This is a genomic window from Paraburkholderia sp. CNPSo 3076 (assembly GCF_026343935.1).
Taxonomy (GTDB): Bacteria; Pseudomonadota; Gammaproteobacteria; order Burkholderiales; family Burkholderiaceae; genus Paraburkholderia; species Paraburkholderia nodosa.
Genome location: NZ_JAPMAL010000023.1, coordinates 19,891 through 40,704 on the forward strand (window position 1 = coordinate 19,891; position 20,814 = coordinate 40,704).

18 protein-coding genes are annotated in these 20,814 nt (G+C 66.6%); 12 read left to right on the top strand and 6 right to left on the bottom strand.

The window, feature by feature from the left end; genetic code table 11:
• Positions 1 to 5: 5 nt before the first annotated feature.
• Both M3A49_RS25625 and M3A49_RS25630 read right to left on the bottom strand, forming a co-directional pair.
• Positions 6 to 1,058, bottom strand: a complete 1,053-nt coding sequence (locus M3A49_RS25625; RefSeq protein WP_416339011.1) for a serine/threonine protein kinase — start codon at positions 1,056 to 1,058, stop codon at positions 6 to 8.
• A 123-nt stretch (positions 1,059 to 1,181) separates the two neighbouring features.
• On the bottom strand, positions 1,182 to 1,394 hold the full coding sequence (locus M3A49_RS25630) for a hypothetical protein (protein ID WP_028203174.1): 213 nt from the start codon (positions 1,392 to 1,394) through the stop codon (positions 1,182 to 1,184).
• Between the two features lie 547 nt (positions 1,395 to 1,941).
• Between M3A49_RS25630 and M3A49_RS25635 the strand changes: the two genes are divergently transcribed.
• The 5 genes from M3A49_RS25635 to M3A49_RS25655 all read left to right on the top strand — a co-directional run bounded on the left by M3A49_RS25635 (position 1,942) and on the right by M3A49_RS25655 (position 9,805).
• The gene (locus tag M3A49_RS25635; protein WP_266231570.1) at positions 1,942 to 5,124 is read left to right on the top strand and encodes an efflux RND transporter permease subunit; all 3,183 of its coding nucleotides are present in this window, start codon (positions 1,942 to 1,944) and stop codon (positions 5,122 to 5,124) included.
• A 10-nt stretch (positions 5,125 to 5,134) separates the two neighbouring features.
• A complete protein-coding gene (locus M3A49_RS25640) occupies positions 5,135 to 6,388 on the top strand; it encodes an efflux RND transporter periplasmic adaptor subunit (protein WP_266231571.1) in 1,254 nt (417 codons plus the stop codon).
• Complete coding sequence (locus tag M3A49_RS25645) at positions 6,388 to 7,941, top strand: efflux transporter outer membrane subunit (RefSeq protein WP_266231635.1); 1,554 nt, start codon at positions 6,388 to 6,390, stop codon at positions 7,939 to 7,941. Before M3A49_RS25640 ends, M3A49_RS25645 begins: the two co-directional genes overlap by 1 nt.
• Before the next feature lie 104 nt (positions 7,942 to 8,045).
• A complete protein-coding gene (locus M3A49_RS25650; protein WP_266231572.1) occupies positions 8,046 to 9,287 on the top strand; it encodes an MFS transporter in 1,242 nt (413 codons plus the stop codon).
• 332 nt (positions 9,288 to 9,619) lie between these two features.
• A complete protein-coding gene (locus tag M3A49_RS25655) occupies positions 9,620 to 9,805 on the top strand; it encodes a hypothetical protein (RefSeq protein ID WP_028203177.1) in 186 nt (61 codons plus the stop codon).
• A 134-nt stretch (positions 9,806 to 9,939) separates the two neighbouring features.
• Here M3A49_RS25655 and M3A49_RS25660 read toward each other — a convergent pair whose 3' ends face one another.
• Positions 9,940 to 10,968, bottom strand: coding sequence for a fatty acid desaturase family protein (locus tag M3A49_RS25660; protein WP_266231573.1), 1,029 nt, complete (start codon positions 10,966 to 10,968; stop codon positions 9,940 to 9,942).
• 170 nt (positions 10,969 to 11,138) lie between these two features.
• Positions 11,139 to 12,182, bottom strand: a complete 1,044-nt coding sequence (gene mgrA, locus M3A49_RS25665) for an L-glyceraldehyde 3-phosphate reductase (RefSeq protein ID WP_266231574.1) — start codon at positions 12,180 to 12,182, stop codon at positions 11,139 to 11,141.
• A gap of 234 nt (positions 12,183 to 12,416) precedes the next feature.
• On the opposite strand from mgrA, the gene M3A49_RS25670 reads away from it, so the two are divergent.
• Entirely contained in the window at positions 12,417 to 12,623 is a 207-nt protein-coding gene (locus M3A49_RS25670) for a DUF3185 family protein (protein ID WP_069264683.1), read from the top strand.
• 22 nt (positions 12,624 to 12,645) lie between these two features.
• Here the strand turns inward: M3A49_RS25670 and M3A49_RS25675 are convergent, their stop codons facing one another.
• Positions 12,646 to 13,407, bottom strand: coding sequence for a phytanoyl-CoA dioxygenase family protein (locus M3A49_RS25675; protein WP_266231575.1), 762 nt, complete (start codon positions 13,405 to 13,407; stop codon positions 12,646 to 12,648).
• Positions 13,408 to 13,933: 526 nt separating this feature from the next.
• Here M3A49_RS25675 and M3A49_RS25680 point away from each other — a divergent pair.
• Entirely contained in the window at positions 13,934 to 14,302 is a 369-nt protein-coding gene (locus tag M3A49_RS25680; RefSeq protein WP_028203181.1) for a hypothetical protein, read from the top strand.
• A gap of 104 nt (positions 14,303 to 14,406) precedes the next feature.
• Here the strand turns inward: M3A49_RS25680 and metK are convergent, their stop codons facing one another.
• Positions 14,407 to 15,597, bottom strand: a complete 1,191-nt coding sequence (gene metK, locus M3A49_RS25685; RefSeq protein WP_254357009.1) for a methionine adenosyltransferase — start codon at positions 15,595 to 15,597, stop codon at positions 14,407 to 14,409.
• A 271-nt stretch (positions 15,598 to 15,868) separates the two neighbouring features.
• Between metK and M3A49_RS25690 the strand changes: the two genes are divergently transcribed.
• From M3A49_RS25690 to M3A49_RS25710, 5 genes are all read left to right on the top strand, one after another.
• A complete protein-coding gene (locus M3A49_RS25690) occupies positions 15,869 to 16,756 on the top strand; it encodes a lipid A biosynthesis lauroyl acyltransferase (RefSeq protein WP_266231576.1) in 888 nt (295 codons plus the stop codon).
• A 58-nt stretch (positions 16,757 to 16,814) separates the two neighbouring features.
• On the top strand, positions 16,815 to 17,681 hold the full coding sequence (gene dapF, locus M3A49_RS25695) for a diaminopimelate epimerase (protein WP_266231577.1): 867 nt from the start codon (positions 16,815 to 16,817) through the stop codon (positions 17,679 to 17,681).
• A 130-nt stretch (positions 17,682 to 17,811) separates the two neighbouring features.
• Positions 17,812 to 18,495, top strand: a complete 684-nt coding sequence (locus M3A49_RS25700) for a DUF484 family protein (protein WP_266231578.1) — start codon at positions 17,812 to 17,814, stop codon at positions 18,493 to 18,495.
• Positions 18,496 to 18,516: 21 nt separating this feature from the next.
• Positions 18,517 to 19,455 carry a tyrosine recombinase XerC gene (gene xerC / locus M3A49_RS25705; RefSeq protein ID WP_266231579.1) on the top strand — a complete coding sequence of 313 codons (939 nt, stop codon included), beginning with the start codon at positions 18,517 to 18,519 and terminating at the stop codon, positions 19,453 to 19,455.
• Between the two features lie 63 nt (positions 19,456 to 19,518).
• The gene (locus M3A49_RS25710) at positions 19,519 to 20,721 is read left to right on the top strand and encodes a class I SAM-dependent rRNA methyltransferase (protein ID WP_266231580.1); all 1,203 of its coding nucleotides are present in this window, start codon (positions 19,519 to 19,521) and stop codon (positions 20,719 to 20,721) included.
• The last annotated feature ends 93 nt before the right edge of the window (positions 20,722 to 20,814 follow it).

The window sequence follows — 20,814 nt, forward strand, 5'->3', positions numbered from 1 at the left end:
GACGTTCACACGGGCCAGAGCGGCCCTTCCTGCATCGCGCCGATCTGCTCGCGCAGTTCGAGAATGCGCTCTTCCCAGTAGCGCTGCGTGTTGAACCACGGGAAGGCGGCCGGAAACGCGGGATCGTGCCAGCGGCGCGCGAGCCAGGCCGAGTAGTGGATGAGACGCAGCGTGCGCAGCGCTTCGACGAGATGCAGCTCGCGCGGCTCGAAATCGCAGAAGTCCTCGTAACCGGCGAGCAAATCCGCCATCGCACGCGAAGCGCCTGCGCGATCGCCGGGCAAAAGCAGCCACAAATCCTGGATAGCGGGACCCATACGGCTGTCGTCGAAGTCCACGAAATGCGGCCCGGCGTCGGTCCAGAGCACGTTGCTCGGATGGCAGTCGCCGTGCAGGCGCAACGAGCGCGTTTCGCCTGCCCGCTCGAATGCCGCCTCCACGCCTTCGAGCGCGAGCGTCACCGCGGTCCGCCACGCCTCGCGCAGGTCCTCGGGCACGAAACCGTGTTCGAGCAGATACGTGCGCGGCTCGTAGCCGTAGGTTTGGATGTCGAGCGTGGGGCGTGCCTGGTACGGCTGGGTCGCGCCCACGGCGTGAATGCGGCCGATGAAACGGCCTAGCCATTCGAGCGTGTCGCTGCGGTCGAGATCAGGCGCGCGGCCGCCGCGCCGCTCGAACAGCGAGAAGCGAAACCCGTCGAACTCGTGCAGCGTGCGCCCTTCGAAGGCGAGCGCAGGCACGGCTGGAATCTCGCGCGCGGCGAGTTCGGCGACGAATGCGTGCTCTTCGAGGATCGCCTCGTCGCTCCAGCGCCCGGGGCGATAGAACTTGGCGATGAGCGGCGGCCCGTCTTCCACGCCCACCTGGTACACGCGGTTCTCGTAGCTGTTGAGCGCGAGCATGCGGCCATCCGTGCGGTGCTCGGCTGGGATCAGCACGCCATCGACGGCGTCGAGCACGCATTCGGGCGTGAGGCGCGCGTAGGGCGCGGCTTGCTGGTCGCCGGGACCGGAAGGGCCGCCCGGGACAGGTGAAGGATCGTAATTCATACCCGCAATTGTGCCTCTTGCGGGCAGTGCCGGCGAGCAATCGGTGCACACGGCAGACACGATGAATACAAACGCGGGGCACAACCCTGCGACGAGACGCAGCGCCTCGTCAACGTGTCACAGGGCCCAGGCTCAGTGGATCTGCGCGCCGGCGGGCATGACGTGCTCGCCCGTATCGATCAGATCTTCAAGAAAAAAGGGCTCGGTGTTGAGCTGCGCCGACGTGCCGGGCTCCCCGGCATACCACGTCACCATCGCCATGTCGCCGAGAATGCGCATCACGATGCCGCGTGCGCCCTGGGGCACGGCGATATGAACGGTACGGACGATAGAACCGATTTGCATGATGTTTCCCCGTTACCTCGCTACCTTCGCCAGTTCCCTCGAAGGAAGACCGGTCGGCATGCTGACAAAAAAACCGATGCGCACCATCGGTTGCGCGCGCATCCAAACTCGCCTCGGGCGACCCGCTCGCGCCGCGCGCTTAAGCACGGCCGGACCCTTGGCATCCCCATTGTTGCTTGTTTGAGCGCGCGAGCAAAGCGAAAAAATAGGGGGGTGTATCAACGGCGGCGGGCTCACGGCGCCCTGTGCCGCCACAGCCCCGCCCCGCTTCGCTCACGCATCTTACGAAAACCTGACTGTAACAGATGGTAAACCCCATTCTTCGCAACCTTGCTAGGGCAGTCCCTGAAAAAGTACGCTGATGCAGGGGGACTGGCGCTATAGTCCTGTCCCAACCGTGCACCACAAAGGCCCGGCGCAGCACAGGCAAAGACCTCACGCGCGCCATGATAGCCGGCCACGATACCGATAACCTGAACGCTCGCCACCGCGGCCAGACCAGCCGCGCGAGCCAGACTCCGCCACCAGCGAAGGAACCCGCCGTTCCATGTGGATCGTTCGACTCGCGCTCAAGCGCCCGTACACGTTCGTCGTGCTCGCGTTGCTGCTTTTGATCGTCGGGCCGCTGACGATCCTGCGCACGCCCACGGACATCTTCCCGAACATCGACATTCCGGTGCTCTCGGTGATCTGGACCTACACGGGTCTGCCCGCCGACGAGATGGAAAAGCGCATCGTGCTCAACTACGAGCGCGGCCTTTCCGTGGCGGTGAACGATATCGAGCACACCGAATCGACGTCGCTGAACGGCATCGCGGTCGTGAAGATCTTCTTCCAGCCGCATGCCAATATCCAGGAAGCGCTCGCCGAAGTCACGGCGCTGTCACAGGCGCAGCTGCGCTCGCTGCCGCCCGGCATCCAGCCGCCGTTCATCCTGCGCTACAACGCCTCGACGGTGCCGATCCTGCGGCTGTCGCTTTCCTCGCCGCAGCTGACCGAGCAGGCGTTGTTCGACTACGGCAACAACTTCCTGAAGACGCAGCTCGCGACCGTGCCGGGCGCCTCCGCGCCGCTGCCCTATGGCGGCAAGCAGCGGCAGATCATGGTCGACATCAACCAGCGCGCGCTGCAGCAGCACAATCTCTCGCCCATGGACGTGGTGAACGCGATCACCGCGCAGAACCTCATCCTGCCTTCGGGGACGGCCAAAATAGGCGCGACCGAATATTCGGTGACGATGAATGCAAGCCCCGACAGCTTGGCGGGCCTGAACGACATTCCCGTGAAAACCACGGCGAGCGGCACGATCTACATCCGCGACGTGGCACACGTGCGCGACGGCTACGTGCCGCAAACCAATATCGTGCGCGTGGACGGCCAACGCGCCTCGCTGCTCACCATCAACAAGAGCGGCAATACGTCCACGCTCGAGATCGTGGACCGCATCAAGGAGATGATGCCGACGCTGCGCAATCTCGTGCCGAGCTCGCTCAATATCGATCCGGTCGCCGACCAGTCGGTCTTCGTGCGCGCCTCCGTGCAGGGCGTGCTGCGCGAAGCGCTCATCGCGGCGGCCCTCACGGCGCTCATGATCCTGCTGTTCCTCGGCAACTGGCGCGCCACGCTCATCATCGCGATCTCAATTCCGCTTTCGATGATCACCTCGGTGATCGTGCTCGCGGCGCTCGGCGAGACCATCAACATCATGACGCTCGGCGGGCTCGCGCTCGCGGTCGGCATTCTGGTTGACGACGCAACGGTCGCGATCGAGAACATCAGCCAGCAACTGGAACAAGGCAAGACGCTGGAACAGGCGATTCTCGACGGCGCGCATCAGATCGCGATTCCCACGCTCGTCTCCACGCTCTCCATCTGCATCGTGTTCGTGCCGATGTTCCTGCTCACGGGCGTGGCGCACTACCTCTTCATTCCGCTCGCGGAAGCCGTGGTGTTCGCGATGCTGGCGTCGTACTTCTTCTCGCGTACGCTCGTGCCCACGCTCGCGAAGTACCTGATGCGCCATCATCACAAGGCCGCCGACCTGCATCACCTGCATGGCACGACGCGCAATCCGTTCATGCGCGTGCACCTCGCGTTCGAGCGCGGCTTCGAGGGGCTGCGCGAGCGCTATCGCGTGTTTCTCGCGGCGCGGGTGAAGCATCCTGTGTGGTTCGTCGTGGCGTTTCTCGCCTGCTGTGGCGCGTCGCTGCTGCTCATGCCGTTCCTCGGGCGCGACTTCTTTCCGCAGGTCGATGCGGGCACCATCGCACTGCACGTGCGCGCGAAAACGGGCATGCGTGTCGAGGAAACCGCCGTGCTCGTCGACCGTATCGACAAGCGCGTGCGCACGCTGATTCCGCCGGGCGAGCTGCATTCGATCATCGACAACATCGGCCTGCCGGTCTCGGGCATCAACCTCTCGTACAGCAACACGGGCACCATCGGCACGTCCGACGCCGACGTGCTGATCTCGTTGAACGAGGACCATCATGCCACCGCCGGCTACGTGCGCCTCTTGCGCCGCACGCTCAACGACGAGTTTCCGGGCGTGCAGTTCGCCTTCCTGCCCGCCGACATCGTGAGCCAGACGCTGAACTTCGGCATGCCCTCGCCCATCGACGTGCAGATTGTGGGCCGCGACGTGGCCGGCAACCGCGCGTTCGCGGCGACGCTGCTCGCGCGGCTACGCGGCGTGCCCGGTTTCGCCGACGCGCGCATCCAGCAGCCCGCGGACCTGCCGCGCATCTTCATCGACGTGGATCGCACGCGCGCGCAGCAGGCGGGCTTCACGCAGAAGGACGTGGCAAGCGACCTGCTCATCACGCTCTCGGGCAGCCAGCAGACCACGCCCACGTTCTGGCTCAATCCGATCAACGGCGTGAGCTACAACGTCGTGACCGAAGCCCCGCAATACACGATCGATTCGCTGCAATCGCTCGCCAACATTCCGCTCACCGCGAACGGGCGCAGCAACATACTCGGCTCGCTCGCGAGCATGCAGCGCATATCGGGCGACGCGGTGGTCACGCACTACAACGCGCAGACCACCATCGACATTTACGGCACCGCCGACGGGCGCGATCTGGGCGCCGTTTCCGACGACATCGCGAAGATCATCGACCAGACGCGCAGCGAACTGCCGAAGACGTCGAGCATCAAGCTGCGCGGCCAGGTCCAGACGATGAACGATTCGTTCTCCGGACTGTTCGGCGGGCTCATCTTCGCGATCGTGCTCGTGTATCTGCTGATCGTCGTGAACTTCCAGTCGTGGCTCGATCCGTTCATCATTATCACGGCGCTGCCGGGCGCGCTCGCGGGCATTGTCTGGATGCTGTTCCTCACGCACACCACGCTGTCCATTCCGGCGCTCACGGGCGCGATCATGTGTATCGGCATCGCCACGGCGAACTCCATTCTCGTCATCAGCTTTGCGCGCGAGCAGTTGCGCCTGCACGGCGACGCGGCGCGCGCCGCGATCGAAGCGGGCTACACGCGCTTTCGCCCGGTGCTCATGACGGCGCTCGCCATGGTGATCGGCATGGTGCCGATGGCCATCGGCCTTGGCGAAGGCGGCGAGCAGAACGCACCGCTCGGGCGCGCGGTGATCGGCGGCCTCGCGGTGGGCACGCTCGCCACGCTGATCTTCGTACCGGTGGTGTTCTCGCTCATCTACCGCAAGCTCGGCGAGCGCCGCCAGCGCGCCAGTGAAAACGTGGTGCCCAAATCATGAATACCCTGTCATGACGAATCATTCGCAAACGCCTTCGCCGCAAGAGCCGTCGCCTCATAAACTGCGGCGCTGGCCCATCGTGCTCGTCGCGCTCATCGTGCTCGGCCTCGCGGCGCAGGGCATCTGGTCGCGCCACAGCGCGCACGCGGCGCTCGAACGCGAGGCAAAAACCGCGAGCACGCTATCCGTCCAGGTGGTCACGCCGCAGCGCTCGACGCGCGCGCTCGACCTCGTGCTGCCCGGCAATGTGCAGGCCTTTCTCGATACGCCGATCTACGCGCGCACGAGCGGTTACCTGCGCAAGTGGTACTTCGACATCGGCGCGCACGTGAAGGCGGGCCAGCTGCTCGCCGAAATCGACGCGCCCGAAGTGGACGACCAGTTGCGCGCCGCGCGCGCCGATCTCGCCAACGCCGAAGCGAACTACGCGCTCGCGAAAACCACGGCCGACCGCTGGACGCAGATGCTGCAAACGCGCTCGGTGGCGAAACAGGACGCCGACGAGAAAGTCGGCGACATGCTCGCGAAAAAGGCCACGCTCGACTCCGCGCGCTTCAACGTTTCGCGGCTCTCGCAGCTGCAGTCGTACGAACGCGTGACGGCGCCCTTCGACGGCATCGTCACGGCGCGCAACGTGGACGTGGGCGCGCTTATCGACGCCGGCAACGGCGGCACCTCGCAAAAGGAGCTGTTCCATCTCGCACAGGCCGACCGTCTGCGCGTGTACGCGAACGTGCCGCAGGCTTACGCGCAGCAGATCCGCGTGCAGCAGCACGCGTACCTCACGCTCAACGAGGAGCAGGACAAGCACTTCCCTGGCGTCGTCGCGCGCACGGCGGGCGCGGTCGACGCGCAGCAGCGCACCATGCTGGTCGAAGTCGATGTGGACAACCGCAGCGGCGAGCTGCTGCCCGGCGCCTACGCGCAGGTCCACTTCGCGCTCGACGGCTCGGCCACGCCGATCACGCTGCCCGGCAACGCCTTCCTGTTCCGCCCCGACGGCGTGAAGGTGGCGACCGTCGATGCGCAAGACCGCGTGAAGCTCGTGAAGGTCACGCTCGGCACCGACTTCGGCACGCGAGTGGCGGTGGCGGCGGGGCTCACGGGCGACGAGCGCGTGATCGTCAATCCGCAGGACGCGATCGTCGACGGCACGCCGGTGCGCATCGTGCAGCAGCACGGCGAGCACGAGGCCGGTGCGGCGCATGGCGCGAGCGGTGCGGGCAGGAACATGGGCAACAACGCGCTGGCGCAGGGCGAATGATGAAGCACGCGCGGATTCGGCTGTTCGCGTTGGCCATGCTTGCGGCGCTCGGCGGCTGCAAGGTAGGCCCCGACTACGTGCGCCCGACGATGCCCGTGGCCGCGACGTTCAAGGAACTCGAAGGCACAGGCTGGACGCTTGCGCAGCCCGCTGATAGTGCGTCGCGCGGCGCGTGGTGGACGATCTATGAGGACGCCAGGCTCGACGCACTCGAAGTCCAGGTCGAAAGCGCGAACCAGAACGTGCAGGCCGCGCAGGCGCACTTTCGCGCGGCGCGCGCGAACGTTGCGCAGCAGCGTTCGCGCTTTTTCCCGCTCGTGACGGCGAGCGGCGACTTTTCGCGCTACCGCACCTCGCAGAATCTCCTGTACACGTCGAAAGCCGGTCAAACGATCAACGACTACTCCGTGGGTATCGACGCCACCTGGGAGCCCGACATCTGGGGCCGCGTCGCGCGCAACGTCGAGGCCGCGAAAGCGAGTGCGCAGGCGAGCGCCGCCGACATGCAGGCCGTGCTGCTTTCGATGCAGGCCGAAGTCGCGACCGACTACTTCGAGCTGCGCGGCATCGACCGCGAACGCCAACTGCTCGACGACACGATCAAGGCCTACCGCGAATCGCTCGAACTCACGCAGAACCGCTACGCGGGCGGCATCGCCACCGACGCCGATGTGGGCCAGGCGCAAACGCAGCTGCAGACTACCGAGGCGCAGGCGATCGATCTCGGCGTGCAGCGCGCGCAGCTCGAGCATGCCATCGCCATCCTCATCGGACAGTCGCCTTCCACGTTCACGCTCGCTGCCGCGCCGAAGGAGGCCTACGCGGTGCGCGCGATCGCGAGCCCGCCGGGCGTGCCCTCGACGCTGCTCGAACGGCGCCCCGACATCGCGGCGGCCGAGCGCCGCGTCGCCGCTGCGAACGCGCAGGTGGGCGTGGCGACGGCGGCGTTCTTCCCGAGCCTCATGCTCGCGGTCACGGGCGGCCTGGAGGCGACCAACTTCAGTCAGTGGCTCGTCGCCCCCGCGCGCTTCTGGTCGCTCGGGCCGACGCTCGCGGGCACGCTGATCGACTTCGGCGGACGCGAGGCGGTACGCAACGAAGCGCGCGCCCAGTATGACGAGAACATCGCGCAGTATCGCCAGACGGTGCTCGACGCCTTCGGCGAGGTCGAGGACAACCTCGCGGCGTTGCGCGTGCTCGAGCAGGAGGCGACGGCCCAGGACCGCGCGGTGGATGCCGCGCAGCGCACGCTCGTCACCATCAACAATCGCTATTTGAGCGGAGCGATCACGTATCTCGACGTGGTGGTCGCGCAAACCACGGCGCTCACCAACGAACGCCAGGCCGTGGCGATCTCGCGCCGGCGCATGGCGGCGAGCGTCGCGCTCGTCAAGGCGCTGGGCGGCGGCTGGAGCGCGGCGGATTTGCCGGGCGACGCGGCGCTGGTCCACCCGGACGATGCGCAAAAAGCGCAGCCCGCCAGCGGGCCGCAAGGCGCTTCGCCAAGCGCGGCTCGCAGCACGCAGCCGGCCGCCTCGCGCGCGCCGGGCTAACCAGTCACGCAGTCGCATCAGGCACCCGGCCTGCGGCGCTCGACAACGCCATTTGCCCAACAGGCGTATCGTTGCGCCTTTGCAATATTGCTGGAGATCCTGTCGTGACTGCATCACCGGGCGCCCCGCGCACTTCCGCGCCCTCCGCCGTTCCGTACATCGAACGCGGCACCCCCGGATTCTGGCGCGCAAGCCTCGCGCTGCTGTTCGCCGGCTACGCCACCTTTTCGCTTCTCTACTGCGTGCAGCCGCTCCTGCCCGCGTTCTCCGAAACCTTCGGCGTGAGTCCGGCGCAGAGCAGCCTCTCGCTCTCGTTCACGACGGCCGCGCTCGCCATCGCGATCTTCGTCGCGGGCTTCGTCTCCGAAGGCTGGAGCCGGCGCGGCATGATGACCGCGTCGCTGTGCGCCTCGTCGCTGCTCACGCTCGCCACCGCCTTCGTGCCGCACTGGCACCAGCTGCTCGTGCTGCGCACGCTCCAGGGCATCGCGCTCGGCGGTGTGCCCGCCGTGGCGATGGCCTGGCTCGCCGAGGAAATGCACCCGGACGGCCTCGGCCTCTCGATGGGCCTCTACGTGGGCGGCACGGCGATCGGCGGCATGGCGGGACGCGTAATCACGGGCATCGCCACCGACCTGTTCGGCTGGCGCGCGGCCGTGGCCGTGATCGGCGTGCTCGGGCTCGCCTCCATGTTCGCGTTCCGTTCGCTCCTGCCGCCCTCGCGCCACTTCGTGCCGAAGAGCGGCCTCGGTTTCGCGCATCATCGCGCGGCGCTGCTGCGCCATTTCGCGCGGCCGGGCCTGCCCATGCTGTTCGCCATGGGCTTCGTGCTGATGGGCAGCTTCGTCACGCTCTACAACTACATCGGCTATCGCTTGATCGCGGCGCCTTATCACATGAGCCAGGCGGCCATCGGCGCGATTTTCCTCGTCTATCTGACCGGCGTGGTCGCCTCGCCGTGGTCGGGCCGCATGGCTGACACGTTCGGGCGCGGCCGCGTGCTGATCGCCAGTCTCGCGCTGATGCTCACGGGCGTCGTGCTCACGCTGTTCACGCCGCTCTCGGCGATTGCGGCGGGCATCGCCTGCCTGACCATCGGCTTCTTCGCGGGGCATGCGGTGGCGAGCGGCTGGGTCGGCCGGCTCGCGCGCGAAGCGAAGGGCCAGGCCGCGGCGCTTTACCTGCTCGCCTATTACCTCGGGTCGAGCGTGATGGGTTCGATCGGCGGACACTTCTGGGCCGTCGCGGGCTGGGGCGGTGTGGCCGGCCTCGTGATCGTGCTGCTGGTCGTGGGGCTCGCGCTGGCGCTCACATTGCGCGCGCGCGAGCGGGCCGGAGCGGCCTGAGCCCGCTAAGCCGCCCGCGCGGCATGCAACGTGCGCACTCGCACCTTTGTGTGGCGCGCGCGATTGCAATCGAAAGATGTTCGTAATATTCAGACGACTCGCGAATTGCGGTCCGTGCGCATCGCACCGCAGCGGAACGCCGCTTCTGGCGGGCTTTTGCGACGCGGCATGAGATTCACGGCGAGCACGGCGGCGCATACGCGCGCCGCCGTGCTCGCGGCCCTCACCTATACTCGATTTCAGGCTTGGGGCCGCAGCGTCATGCGACTGGCATGGCGACGAGAACGACAACCACTGCGAGCCTTCGTCGCCCATACGATAAGGAGACGAGCATGGAAGGTTATTTCACGATCGGCGATTTCGTGATGATCATCCCGATGGCCCTCGCTGGCGCGCTCTTTCTTGGCGCCGTGCCGTGCGCGACGGAATTCAGACACAACACGCTGCGCGTGATCGGCGCGCTGATCGGCGTACTCGCGGCCGTTGCGCTCGTCGAGACACTGCCGGCGCTGATGTAGCGGACGTTTGCCGTACGCTTCGTACGCACGGCGGCTCGTGATGCGCCGGCGCGCGAGGTGACGAAGCGGCAGCCTCGCGGCTCGAAGCGCCGCGGCTTGCGCGCACGCGCCCCACTCGCACGCCCCCCTCCCTCTCAGCCGGGCTCGACGCCCGGCTGCAAGCCCTTGAACTGACGCAGCGCAGCGGCCAGATAGCCCGTTCGCGCGGCAGCGCCTGTGGCCTCTTCGGCGTGCACGAGCGCGGGCAGCGCCGTCCACGGCAGCGTCGGACGCAGATGATGCTGGCGATGCAGATGATGATTCATCAGCAGCACGCCCAGCGCGCGCGGCACGCGAAAATCCCGCGCGCGTCCCGGTTCGTCGAGCGCGACGCCGTAGTGCGGCAGGTTGTCGGCAAGCGAGAGCCACAGTCCGCGCAGGTACATCGCCGCGAGTAGCACGGGCCAGGCCTTGCCGTAGAGGGCGAACGAAGCCGCATAGAGGGCGAGCGACGCAAGCCAGTCGCGCCGCGCGCGGCGGCGCCTCACAGGATCGGCGGCGTGGTTCGCGAAGAGCCGCTGCACCTGCACGCCTTCGCGGCCGTGCGTGCCCACGCTGCGCGCAATGACGGCGCGCGCGAGCCGCACCGGCACAAACGCCAGAAGCGGCAGCAGCAATTCGGCAAGGTACAGGCCGCCCATCAGCCGCCCGTAGTACGCCACGCGCCGCCGCCAGCGCGGGCCGCTCGCGTGGTGCGTGTCGTGCACATCGGGCCGGTCGAACGGCTCGCGCGTGAAGCGGTGATGCATCAGGTGTCCGAAACGCACGGCGTCGAACGGCATCGCCAGACCAATCGAGAGCGCGCGGGCGAGCCACTCGTTCACGCGCCGGTCGCGCGCCAGTTGTCCGTGTATGCCTTCGTGAATGAGACCCCAGTGGATCGGCGTGGCGAGCACGACGGGCGCAAGCGTCGCCAGCAGCGCGAGGGTCGGTCCGCCCGCCGCGTCCAGCAAGAGCGGCAATCCGATGAGTTCGTGGCTAAGCGCCGTGAACGCGAACGCGATCAGCGCGGCGTTCATGCGGGCCGCCGTTGCGGGCTGGGGTGGGTGGGTTGGCCGCCTGGCGGGTTCAGCGCGGGTGGCGGACGGGGAAAGCGCTTCGGATTCGGCGCTCAAGGACTCCATGGTGATTCCTCGCGGCAAAGGCTGCCGCGACGTTAGCAGGGCCACATGACAAAGCGAAGAACGGCGCGCCGTGCGGCCATGGCCGATCTGCGCCCGATCGTTCGCGCATAAAAAAACCGTCTCGCGAGGAGACGGTTCTTTGCACCGGGAAGCGGGCAGAAGCGTGCCGCTCAGACGGGCTGATCGGTCGACGGCTTCTCCCACAGGTTCACGCCGCCTTCGGTCGCATAACGGTCGATTTCCGCGAGTTCTTCCTGCGAAAACTCGAGGTTCTTCAACGCCGCGACGTTCTCGCGCACCTGGTCCGCGCGGCTCGCGCCGATCAGCGCCGAGGTCACGCGGCCGCCGCGCAGCGTCCAGGCGATCGCCATCTGCGCAAGGCTCTGGCCGCGGCGCAGCGCGAGGTCGTTGAGCTTGCGCACGTGCTCGATGTTCTGCTCGCTCAGGTGCTCGCTCTTGAGCGAGCCGCCGCCCGGGCGGTTCACGCGCGCGTCTTCGGGCACGCCGTTCAGATACTTGTTCGTGAGCACGCCCTGCGCGAGCGGCGTGAACGCAATGCTGCCCGTGCCCAGGTCCTCGAGCGTGTCGAGCAGTTCTTCCTCGACCCAGCGGTTGAGCATGTTGTACGACGGCTGGTGAATGAGCAGCGGCACCTTGTATTCGGCGAGCAGCCTCGCCATTTCGCGCGTCTTCGCGGGCGAATACGACGAGATGCCGACATAGAGCGCCTTGCCCTGCTGCACGGCCGTGGCCAGCGCGCCCGCGGTTTCTTCGAGCGGCGTTTCCACGTCGAAGCGGTGCGAATAGAAGATGTCGACGTAGTCGAGGCCCATGCGCTGCAGGCTCTGGTCGAGGCTCGCGAGCACGTACTTGCGCGAGCCGCCGCCCTGGCCGTACGGACCCGGCCACATGTCCCAGCCGGCCTTCGACGAGATCAGGAGTTCGTCGCGGTAGGGACGGAAATCGTCCTTGAAAATGCGGCCGAAGTTGGTTTCGGCGCTGCCATACGGCGGGCCGTAGTTGTTCGCGAGGTCGAAGTGCGTGATGCCGAGATCGAACGCGGTGCGCAGGATATCGCGCTGGGTCGAGATCGGCGTGGTGTCGCCGAAGTTGTGCCACAGACCGAGCGACAGCGCGGGCAGCTTGAGCCCCGACTTACCGCAAAAGCGGTACTGCATGTCCGAATAGCGTTCTGAGGCTGCTTCGTAAGCCATGGTCTGAATCCTCGGCGAAAACGGGAAGTGAGCGATGGGATGGGTGCGACGCGCCGTGGGGCGCGACGCTCACGTGAGGCAGCTATGTTAGCCAATCCGCCCAAGCCGTGCAGATGCCCACTATGCGGGAAAGGGGATGGACAGCGCGTGTCAGGCCGGTGGAAAAACCGCACCCTGGACGCGCCGCGGCCACTCGCCTACACTGCGGCGTCCATCCTTTGCGAGAGGTTGTTCATGGCCAAAGCGATTTCGATCGCGCTCATCGCCTGTGGCGTCGTCCTGTTGTACTTCGGCGGCCAGTCGCTCCATTCGTTCGCGAACGACATGTCGCGTCTCTTCACCGGCGCGCCCACCAACCGCACGATCCTGCTGATTGGGGGCGGCATCGCCGCGACGCTCGCGGGCATCACCGGGCTCGCGATGTCGGGGCGCCGGCGCTAGGCGCAAGCACGGCGGCGTCGGCTCAGAACCTCACCTCGGGCTTCGACGCCGAGCGCGTGCCCGGCAGCGGCACGTTGCTCGCGCCGTGATAGGTGTACACGAGCGAAAACTTCACCTGATCGCTCTGGTTTTGCCCCGCCGAATGCAGCGTGTTGCAGTGGAAGAAGACCACATCGCCGGCGGCGAGCGTCGGGGCGATGGCGCGATCGATCCACATCTTGTTCTCGGGCAGGTCGGCGCGGAAAAATTTCGCGGCGTCGAACTTGTCCGAGGTGAACGGCGCGTCGTGCGAGCCCGGCACGAACCACAAGCCGCCGTTTTCCATCTTCTCCGGCCCGAGCGCGAGCCAGACCGACACGAGGTCATCACGCTCGAACGACCAGTAGCGCGCGTCGCGGTGCCAGCCCGTGAGGCTGCCGTAGTGCGGGTGCTTCGTCATCATGCAGTTGTGATGCGCGCACGAGAGGACCGGCTCCTCGCCGAAATACAACTCCATCCACCCCGCAATTTCCGGCGACGTGGCCCATTCGCGATACAGCGCGTGGCGCGAGTACGCGTCGAGCAGGCGCCGCACCGTATGGCCACCAGGGGCGTCCTTCGATTCGGGCGCGCCGGGGTAGCGCAGATCGGCTTCGAATTCGAGCGGCGCGGCGGCCGCGTGCAACTGCTCCTGCGCAACCCGCTTGATCGCCTCACAGCGCTCGGGCGAGACGAGCCCCGGCACGACCACGAAGCCGCGCTCGCGCAGCGCCTGCACCTGTTCTTTCTTTGAATGGACTGACATGGGACTTCCGTTATGCGATCTCGATGCGAGCAAGGGCCGCAGCCTGCGTTCGTCGCTTCGTTAAGCGACCAGGGCTGAGGCGTCGGCGCGCGCCGACTCATCGATTGTAAAGCGTGCCGGCACGGCGGGAAGGACCACGCGCTCACACGAGGTGGCTCCATGCGCGCCGCAAATCGAGCTGCACGCGAATGGCGCGCACGCACCGCGATGAGGACAAAGGGCGGGATCGTGTGCATCAAAGACGCGCAGGGCCGGGTATTAACCGACTTTCTGCCGTCATGATTCGCGTGTAGCCTGCCGTGATGTTGTTTTACTTTGCCGAATTCTCATCGCACGCACGGATCGCCGTGAACGCCTTGCCACCCAAGGCGCTCCAACAGAAGAATCCGTCGCGTCGCGTCTTACGCCGCGCCATGCGGCCTGTCTCCCGTCCACCCAGATCGTGACGCCCTGAAAGACAGGCACGTTTGCTGCTCGATGCAAAGCGTCGCGCAAGGCGCACCTCGAACCCGATTGATCAACCGCCATGCATACCCTCTTCGATACTCAACGCATGACCCACGCCGCCCACACAGCCCTGAAAGCGGCACGCCCCGCCCGCCGTCACCTGGTGCGCGCACTGCGACACCACGCCGCCCGCACCCGCGCGCTCACGCAACAAGTGCGCGAAGTGAAGCCCGTCGACAATATGCGCAGCTGGTTCCACTCGTTCTTCGCCGTGCTGCGCATGCGCTCGGGCACGCGTCACTTCTCGCTGCGCACGCTGCTCTATCGCCCGAATGCGCCGCTGCGCACGCTCGCCGCGCCTTCCACGGTTCATGTGGCGCGCAGCACGCGCAAGCCGCGCCGGATGGCCGCGAGCAGCGCGGGCTGGTTCGGCTTCGCGATGCGCTGAGACCCACGCCGCGCGATCCGCAGAAAACAAAAACCCCGCATGGGCTTGCGCCCTGCGGGGTTTTTCTTAGCTCGAGCCGGCGCGAGGCCGGCTTTTGCGAACGCTTACGCGACGGCTGCGCTGACCGGCTCCGTGCCGGCGGCTTCGGCGAGAGCCAGCGCCTTGTCGGTCGCTTCCCACGAGAATTCCGGCTCTTCGCGGCCGAAGTGGCCGTAAGCGGCGGTCTTTTCGTAGATCGGACGCAGCAGGTCGAGCATCTGGATGATGCCCTTCGGACGCAGGTCGAAGTGTTCGCGCACGAGCTTCGTGATGGTCGCGTCCGACACCTTGCCGGTGCCGAACGTGTTGACCATGACCGAGGTCGGCTCAGCGACGCCGATTGCGTACGACACCTGGATCAGGCAGCGCGACGCGAGCCCGGCGGCCACGATGTTCTTCGCAACGTAGCGGCCAGCATAGGCTGCCGAGCGGTCCACCTTCGACGGATCCTTGCCCGAGAACGCACCGCCGCCGTGCGGGGCTGCGCCGCCGTAGGTATCGACGATGATCTTGCGGCCCGTGAGACCGCAATCGCCCTGCGGGCCGCCGATCACGAAGCGACCGGTCGGGTTCACGAGGAACTTGATGTCGCCCTTGATCAGCTCGGCCGGCAGCACCGGCTTGATGACTTCTTCGATCACGGCTTCGCGCAGCGTGCCGAGGTCGATGTCCGGCGAATGCTGCGTGGAGAGCACGACGGTGTCGATGGCGTGCGGCCTGCCGTCGACGTAGCGGATCGTGACCTGCGACTTCGCGTCCGGACGCAGCCAGGGCAGACGGCCGTCGCGGCGCAGGTTCGACTGGCGCTCGACCAGACGGTGCGACAGGTGGATCGGCAGCGGCATCAGCTCGGGCGTTTCGTCGCACGCGTAGCCAAACATCAGGCCCTGGTCGCCGGCGCCCTGGTCGAGGTTGTTGTCGTGCGCGCGGTCCACGCCCTGGGCGATGTCCGGCGACTGCTTGTCGTAGGCGACGAGCACCGCGCAGCCGCGGTAGTCGATGCCGTAGTCGGTGTTGTCGTAGCCGATGCGCTTGATGGTGTCGCGCGCGACCTGGATGTAGTCGACGTTGGCCGTCGTGGTGATTTCACCGGCGAGCACGACGAGACCCGTGTTGCAGAGCGTTTCCGCTGCAACGCGCGAGTACTTGTCCTGCGTGAGGATGGCGTCGAGGATCGCGTCCGAGATCTGGTCGGCGACCTTGTCCGGATGGCCTTCGGAGACGGATTCGGAGGTGAAGAAATAGTCGTTTGCCACTTGTCTAGCTCCTTGTAGCTGGTGACGGTTGAGTTCACGTAGCCAGCTTCGGGAGCTTTGAAGCGGCGACGCTTTAGCGGAATTGCTGCCCGGCTGCCATGATTCGCGATCGATCACGCGTAGTTCACAGCCCACCGGCTTCGCCCCGCAAGTTGTCTATTAACTCGGCGAAGCCCTTATTATAGCGACTTCCTTAAATTGTCGCAGAGTACCCTCGCGTGCCGTTCGTCGCCTTCTCCACAGTTCGCAAGCCCTGCCGCGGAGTTGCCGCATGCTAGGCAAACTCGGCTCCCGTTTCGCCATCGGCTTGCTCAAGCTGTTCGCGATCCTGCCCTATGGCTTCGTCGCGCGTCTGGGCGACGGCCTCGGCTGGCTGCTCTACAAGATCCCGAGCCGGCGCAAGCGCGTCGTTCATACGAATCTGCGCCTGTGCTTCCCCGAGTGGAGCGACGAAAAGCGCGAGGAAGTGGCGGGGCTGCACTTCCGTCACGCCATTCGCAGCTACATGGAGCGCAGCGTGCAATGGTTCGCCTCGGCGAAGAAGCTCGAAAAAATCGTCGAGCTCGACAGCGAGATCGATCTCACCGATCCGAACCTGCCGCCTACGCTCTTCCTCGGCCTGCATTTCGTGGGTATCGAGGCGGGCTCCATGTTCCTCAACTACTCGCTGCACCGGCCGTGCGGCTCGCTCTACCAGCCGTTCTCGAACCCAGAATTCGAGGCCGCGGCCAAGGCGGGACGCAGCCGTTTCGGCGCGGAAATGGTGAGCCGCGCGGACAGCGCGCGCGCCGTGCTGCGCTGGCTGCGCGACAAGAAGCCCGTGATGCTCGGCGCCGACATGGATTACGGCATGCGCAATTCCACGTTCGTGCCCTTCTTCGGCGTGCCGGCGTGCACGCTCACGGCGGTGGGGCGTCTGGCGAAGGTGGGTCATGCGCAGGTCGTACCGTTCATCGGCGAGGTGTTGCCCAATTACAAGGGTTATCGGCTCAAAGTGTTCAAACCTTGGGAAAATTATCCAACCGGCGACGACGACCTCGACGCACGCCGCATGAACGCCTTCCTCGAAGAACAGATTCCGCGCGTTCCCGAGCAGTACTACTGGGTCCACAAGCGCTTCAAGACGCGGCCGCCAGGCGAGCCGAGCGTATACAGCTGAACGTCGCACACACGATCGAGGCCCGGGTTTTCGCCCGGGCCTCGCTTACAATAACGGCATGAAACTCAAATTCACCAAGATGCACGGCGCGGGCAACGACTTCGTCGTGCTCGACGGCTACAGCCAGGACCTCGCGCTCACGCCCGAGCGCGTGCGCGCGCTCGCCGATCGCCACTTCGGCATCGGCGCGGACCAGTTGCTGCTGGTCGAGAAGCCGACCGTGGAAGGCGTGGACTTCCGCTATCGCATCTTCAATTGCGACGGCGGCGAGGTCGAGCACTGCGGCAACGGCGCGCGCTGCTTCGTGAAATTCGTGCGCGACCGCAAGCTCACCGATTCGAACCGCGTGCGCGTGCAGGTACAGAAGGGAACGATCACGCTCGTCGTGCAGGAAAACGGTGAAGTCGTCGTCGACATGGATCGCCCCGAGTTCGAGCCGGCGCTCGTGCCGTTCAACGCGAACGGCCTCGAAGGCCGCCGCGAAGGCAACGACACGCTCTGGCCGCTCGACGTGAACGGCGCACGGCGCTGGGTGTCAGTCGTCTCGATGGGCAACCCGCACGCGGTGCAGGTCGTGGACGACGTCGAGGCGTACCCGGTGAAGGCTGAAGGCGCGGTCATCGAAACGCATGCGCGTTTCCCGAACAAGGTGAATGCCGGTTTCATGCAGATCGTTTCGCGCCACGAAGTGAAGCTGCGCGTATTCGAGCGCGGCGCGGGCGAAACACTCGCGTGCGGCACGGGCGCGTGCGCGGCCGTGGCGGCGGGTATTCGCCGCGGGCTGCTCGACACGCCCGTGAAGGTGCATACCCACGGCGGCCTGCTGACCATCGCCTGGGACGGCGCGCGCAACGAATCCGCCGCGCTCACCATGGCGGGCCCGGCCGCCACGGTGTTCGAAGGCGAGATCGAGCTGGCCGACTAGCGCGCACCATCGGCGTCGTGCGGCGTGCGCAACGAGAGAACGTCGCGCCGCACGAATACGCAAAAACAATCAACCGCATGACAGCCTGCGCGCCGCAGTGCGCGCCTCACAACTACAACGCGTCCACAACATGAACGATCGCGAAGTTGCCGACTATCTGCTCGCCCACCCCGATTTTTTCGTTGAGCACGCCGAACTGCTCGCGACGATCAAGCTAGGCAATCCGCACGGCAAGGCTGCCGTCTCGCTGCAGGAACGCCAGATGGAAATGCTGCGCGAGAAGAACAAGCATCTCGAGCGGCGTCTTTCGGAGCTGCTTCGCTACGGTCACGAGAACGATTCGATCGCCGCGAAGTTCAACCGCTGGACCACGCGCATGATCGCCGAGCGCGATCCGTACGCGCTGCCGCGCTCGATCACGCAGAACCTGCGCGACGTGTTCGACATGCCGCAGGCCGCGCTGCGCGTGTGGGACGTGGCCGAGGCCTACAGCCAGGCCGATTTCGCGCGCCATACCGGCGAGGAAGTGCGCATCTTCGCGAACAGTCTCGACACGCCGTATTGCGGCGCGAACACCGGCTTCGAGGCCGCGCAATGGCTCGACTCGAGCGACGGCGCCGCCGAATCAGTCGCGATCATCGCGCTGCGCGCCCCCGCTGTGGCCTCGAACGACGCGCCAGTGGGCGAAGCCTTTGGCCTGCTGGTGATGGGCTCGCCCGACGCGCGCCGCTTCCACGAAGGCATGGCCACCGACTTTCTCACGCAGATCGGCGCACTCGCGAGCGCAGCGCTCTCGCGCCTGCTGCCGCACTGACACCCGTCCAGGCCGCACGACGTGAACCCAACCGATCCGATCGCCGACTACCTCGCGACGCTCGAACACGAGCGGCGACTCTCGGAGCACACGCTGCGCGGCTACACGCATGAACTCGACGAGCTGAAGAAGCTCGCCAACGGCAAGCCGCTCGAAACGCTCACCCCCGCGCAAGTGCGCGGCGCGGTGGCGCGCGCGCATGCGGGCGGTCTCTCGGCGCGCTCGATCGCGCACCGGCTATCGGCGTGGCGCGCCTTCTATCGCTGGCTCGCGGGCCGCATCGAAATGGACGCGAATCCCGTGGCCGCCGTGCGTGCGCCCAAGCGCGCCAAAACACTGCCGAAGGCACTTTCCGTCGACGACGCCGCGCATCTCATGGAAGCGCCCGCCATCGCCGGCGCGCAAGAAGGCGGCCCCGAGGCGTTGCGCGACCGCGCGATGCTCGAGCTGTTCTACTCGTCGGGGCTGCGTCTCGCCGAACTCGTGGGACTCGACGTGCGTTACGTGAAGCGCGATGGCTACGAATCGGCGGGTTGGCTCAAGCGCGACGCCGCCGAAGTCGAGGTACTGGGCAAGGGCAACCGTCACCGCATGGTGCCGGTCGGGCGCAAGGCGCTCGACGCGCTCGACGCCTGGCTCGCCGCCCGCAGCGCCTTCGTGAAGCACGACGACGCCCCGCTCTTTCTCTCCGTGCGCGGCAACCGCATGGCGCCGGGCGTGGTGCGCGAGCGCGTGAAGCGCGCCGCCATCGCGGCGGGCATCCCGGCGAACGTGCACCCGCACGTGCTTCGGCACTCGTTCGCCACTCATCTGCTGCAGTCGAGCGGGGACCTGCGCGCCGTGCAGGAACTGCTCGGCCACGCGAGCATCTCGGCCACCCAGGTCTATACGTCGCTCGACTTTCAGCATCTCGCGAAGGTCTACGACACCGCGCATCCGCGCGCCAAGAAGCGCGATTGATACGCCACGGCGCTCGCGCAACGCTGCGCGACACCAGTGCCGTTACCCTGCATCGAACCCATCATGAATATCGTCACCCTCAAGCCGTCCAAAGAAAAATCCCTGCTGCGGCGCCATCCGTGGGTCTACGCGAACGCGATCGACCGCGTGGAAGGCAAGCCCGCGCCAGGCGCCACCGTCATCGTGCGCGCGGCCGATGGCCGCTTTCTCGGGCGCGCCGCCTACAGCCCGCATTCGCAGATCCGCGCGCGCGTGTGGAGCTTCGACGAAAACGAGCCGATCGACCACGCGTTCTTCAAGCGGCGCGTGCAGCGCGCCGTGGCCGACCGCCGCGCGATGGTGAGCGGCACCGGCGCGGTGCGCCTGATCTTCGGCGAGGCCGACGGCCTGCCTGGCCTGATCGTCGACTACTACATCGAGGATGGCGGCGACGGCCGCGGCCAGCTCGTGTGCCAGTTCATGGCGGCGGGCGTCGAGGCGTGGAAGGAGGCGATCGTCGCCGCGCTCACGTCGGCCACGGGCTGCCCGAACGTCTACGAGCGCTCGGACGTGTCGATCCGCGAGAAGGAAGGGCTCGAACAGATCACCGGCCTGCTCGCCGGCGACGAACCGCCCGCAACGATCATCACGAGCGAGAACGGCGTGCGCTATCACGTGGACGTGCGCAACGGCCACAAGACCGGCTTCTACGTGGATCAGCGCGACAACCGCGCGCTCGTGCAGACGTACGCGCGCGAGCGCGAGGTGCTCAACTGCTTCTGCTACACCGGCGGCTTCTCGCTCGCGGCCATGAAGGGCGGCGCGAAACGCGTGGTGTCGATCGACTCCTCGGGCGAAGCGCTCGCCACGGCGCAGAAGAACGTCGAGGCGAACGGCTTCGACGCAGCGCTCGCGGCCTGGCTCGACGCCGACGCCTTCAAGACGCTGCGCCGCCTCTACGACGAGGGCGAGCGCTTCGATCTCGTGGTGCTCGATCCGCCCAAGTTCGCGGCCTCGCGCGAACACGTGGACCGCGCCGCGCGCGCCTACAAGGACATCAATCTTACGGGTTTCAAGCTGCTGCGCCCGGGCGGTCTGCTGTTCACGTACTCGTGCTCGGGTGCGATCGATTCGGCGCTGTTCCAGAAGATCGTGGCCGGCGCCGCCGCCGACGCCAGGGTGGACGCGCGTATCCTCAAGCGCCTTGGCGCGGGTGTGGATCACCCGCTGCTCACGGCGTTCCCGGAAGGCGAATATCTGAAGGGCCTGCTGTTGCAAATCGCCTGAGACGGCCTTACTTGAGCTTTTTCGGCGGCGCGCTGGAGCACCTTTCGAACCGGGCGTTCGCGCCCCGATTGGGTCTCGCGCCCGGCCGCCGCA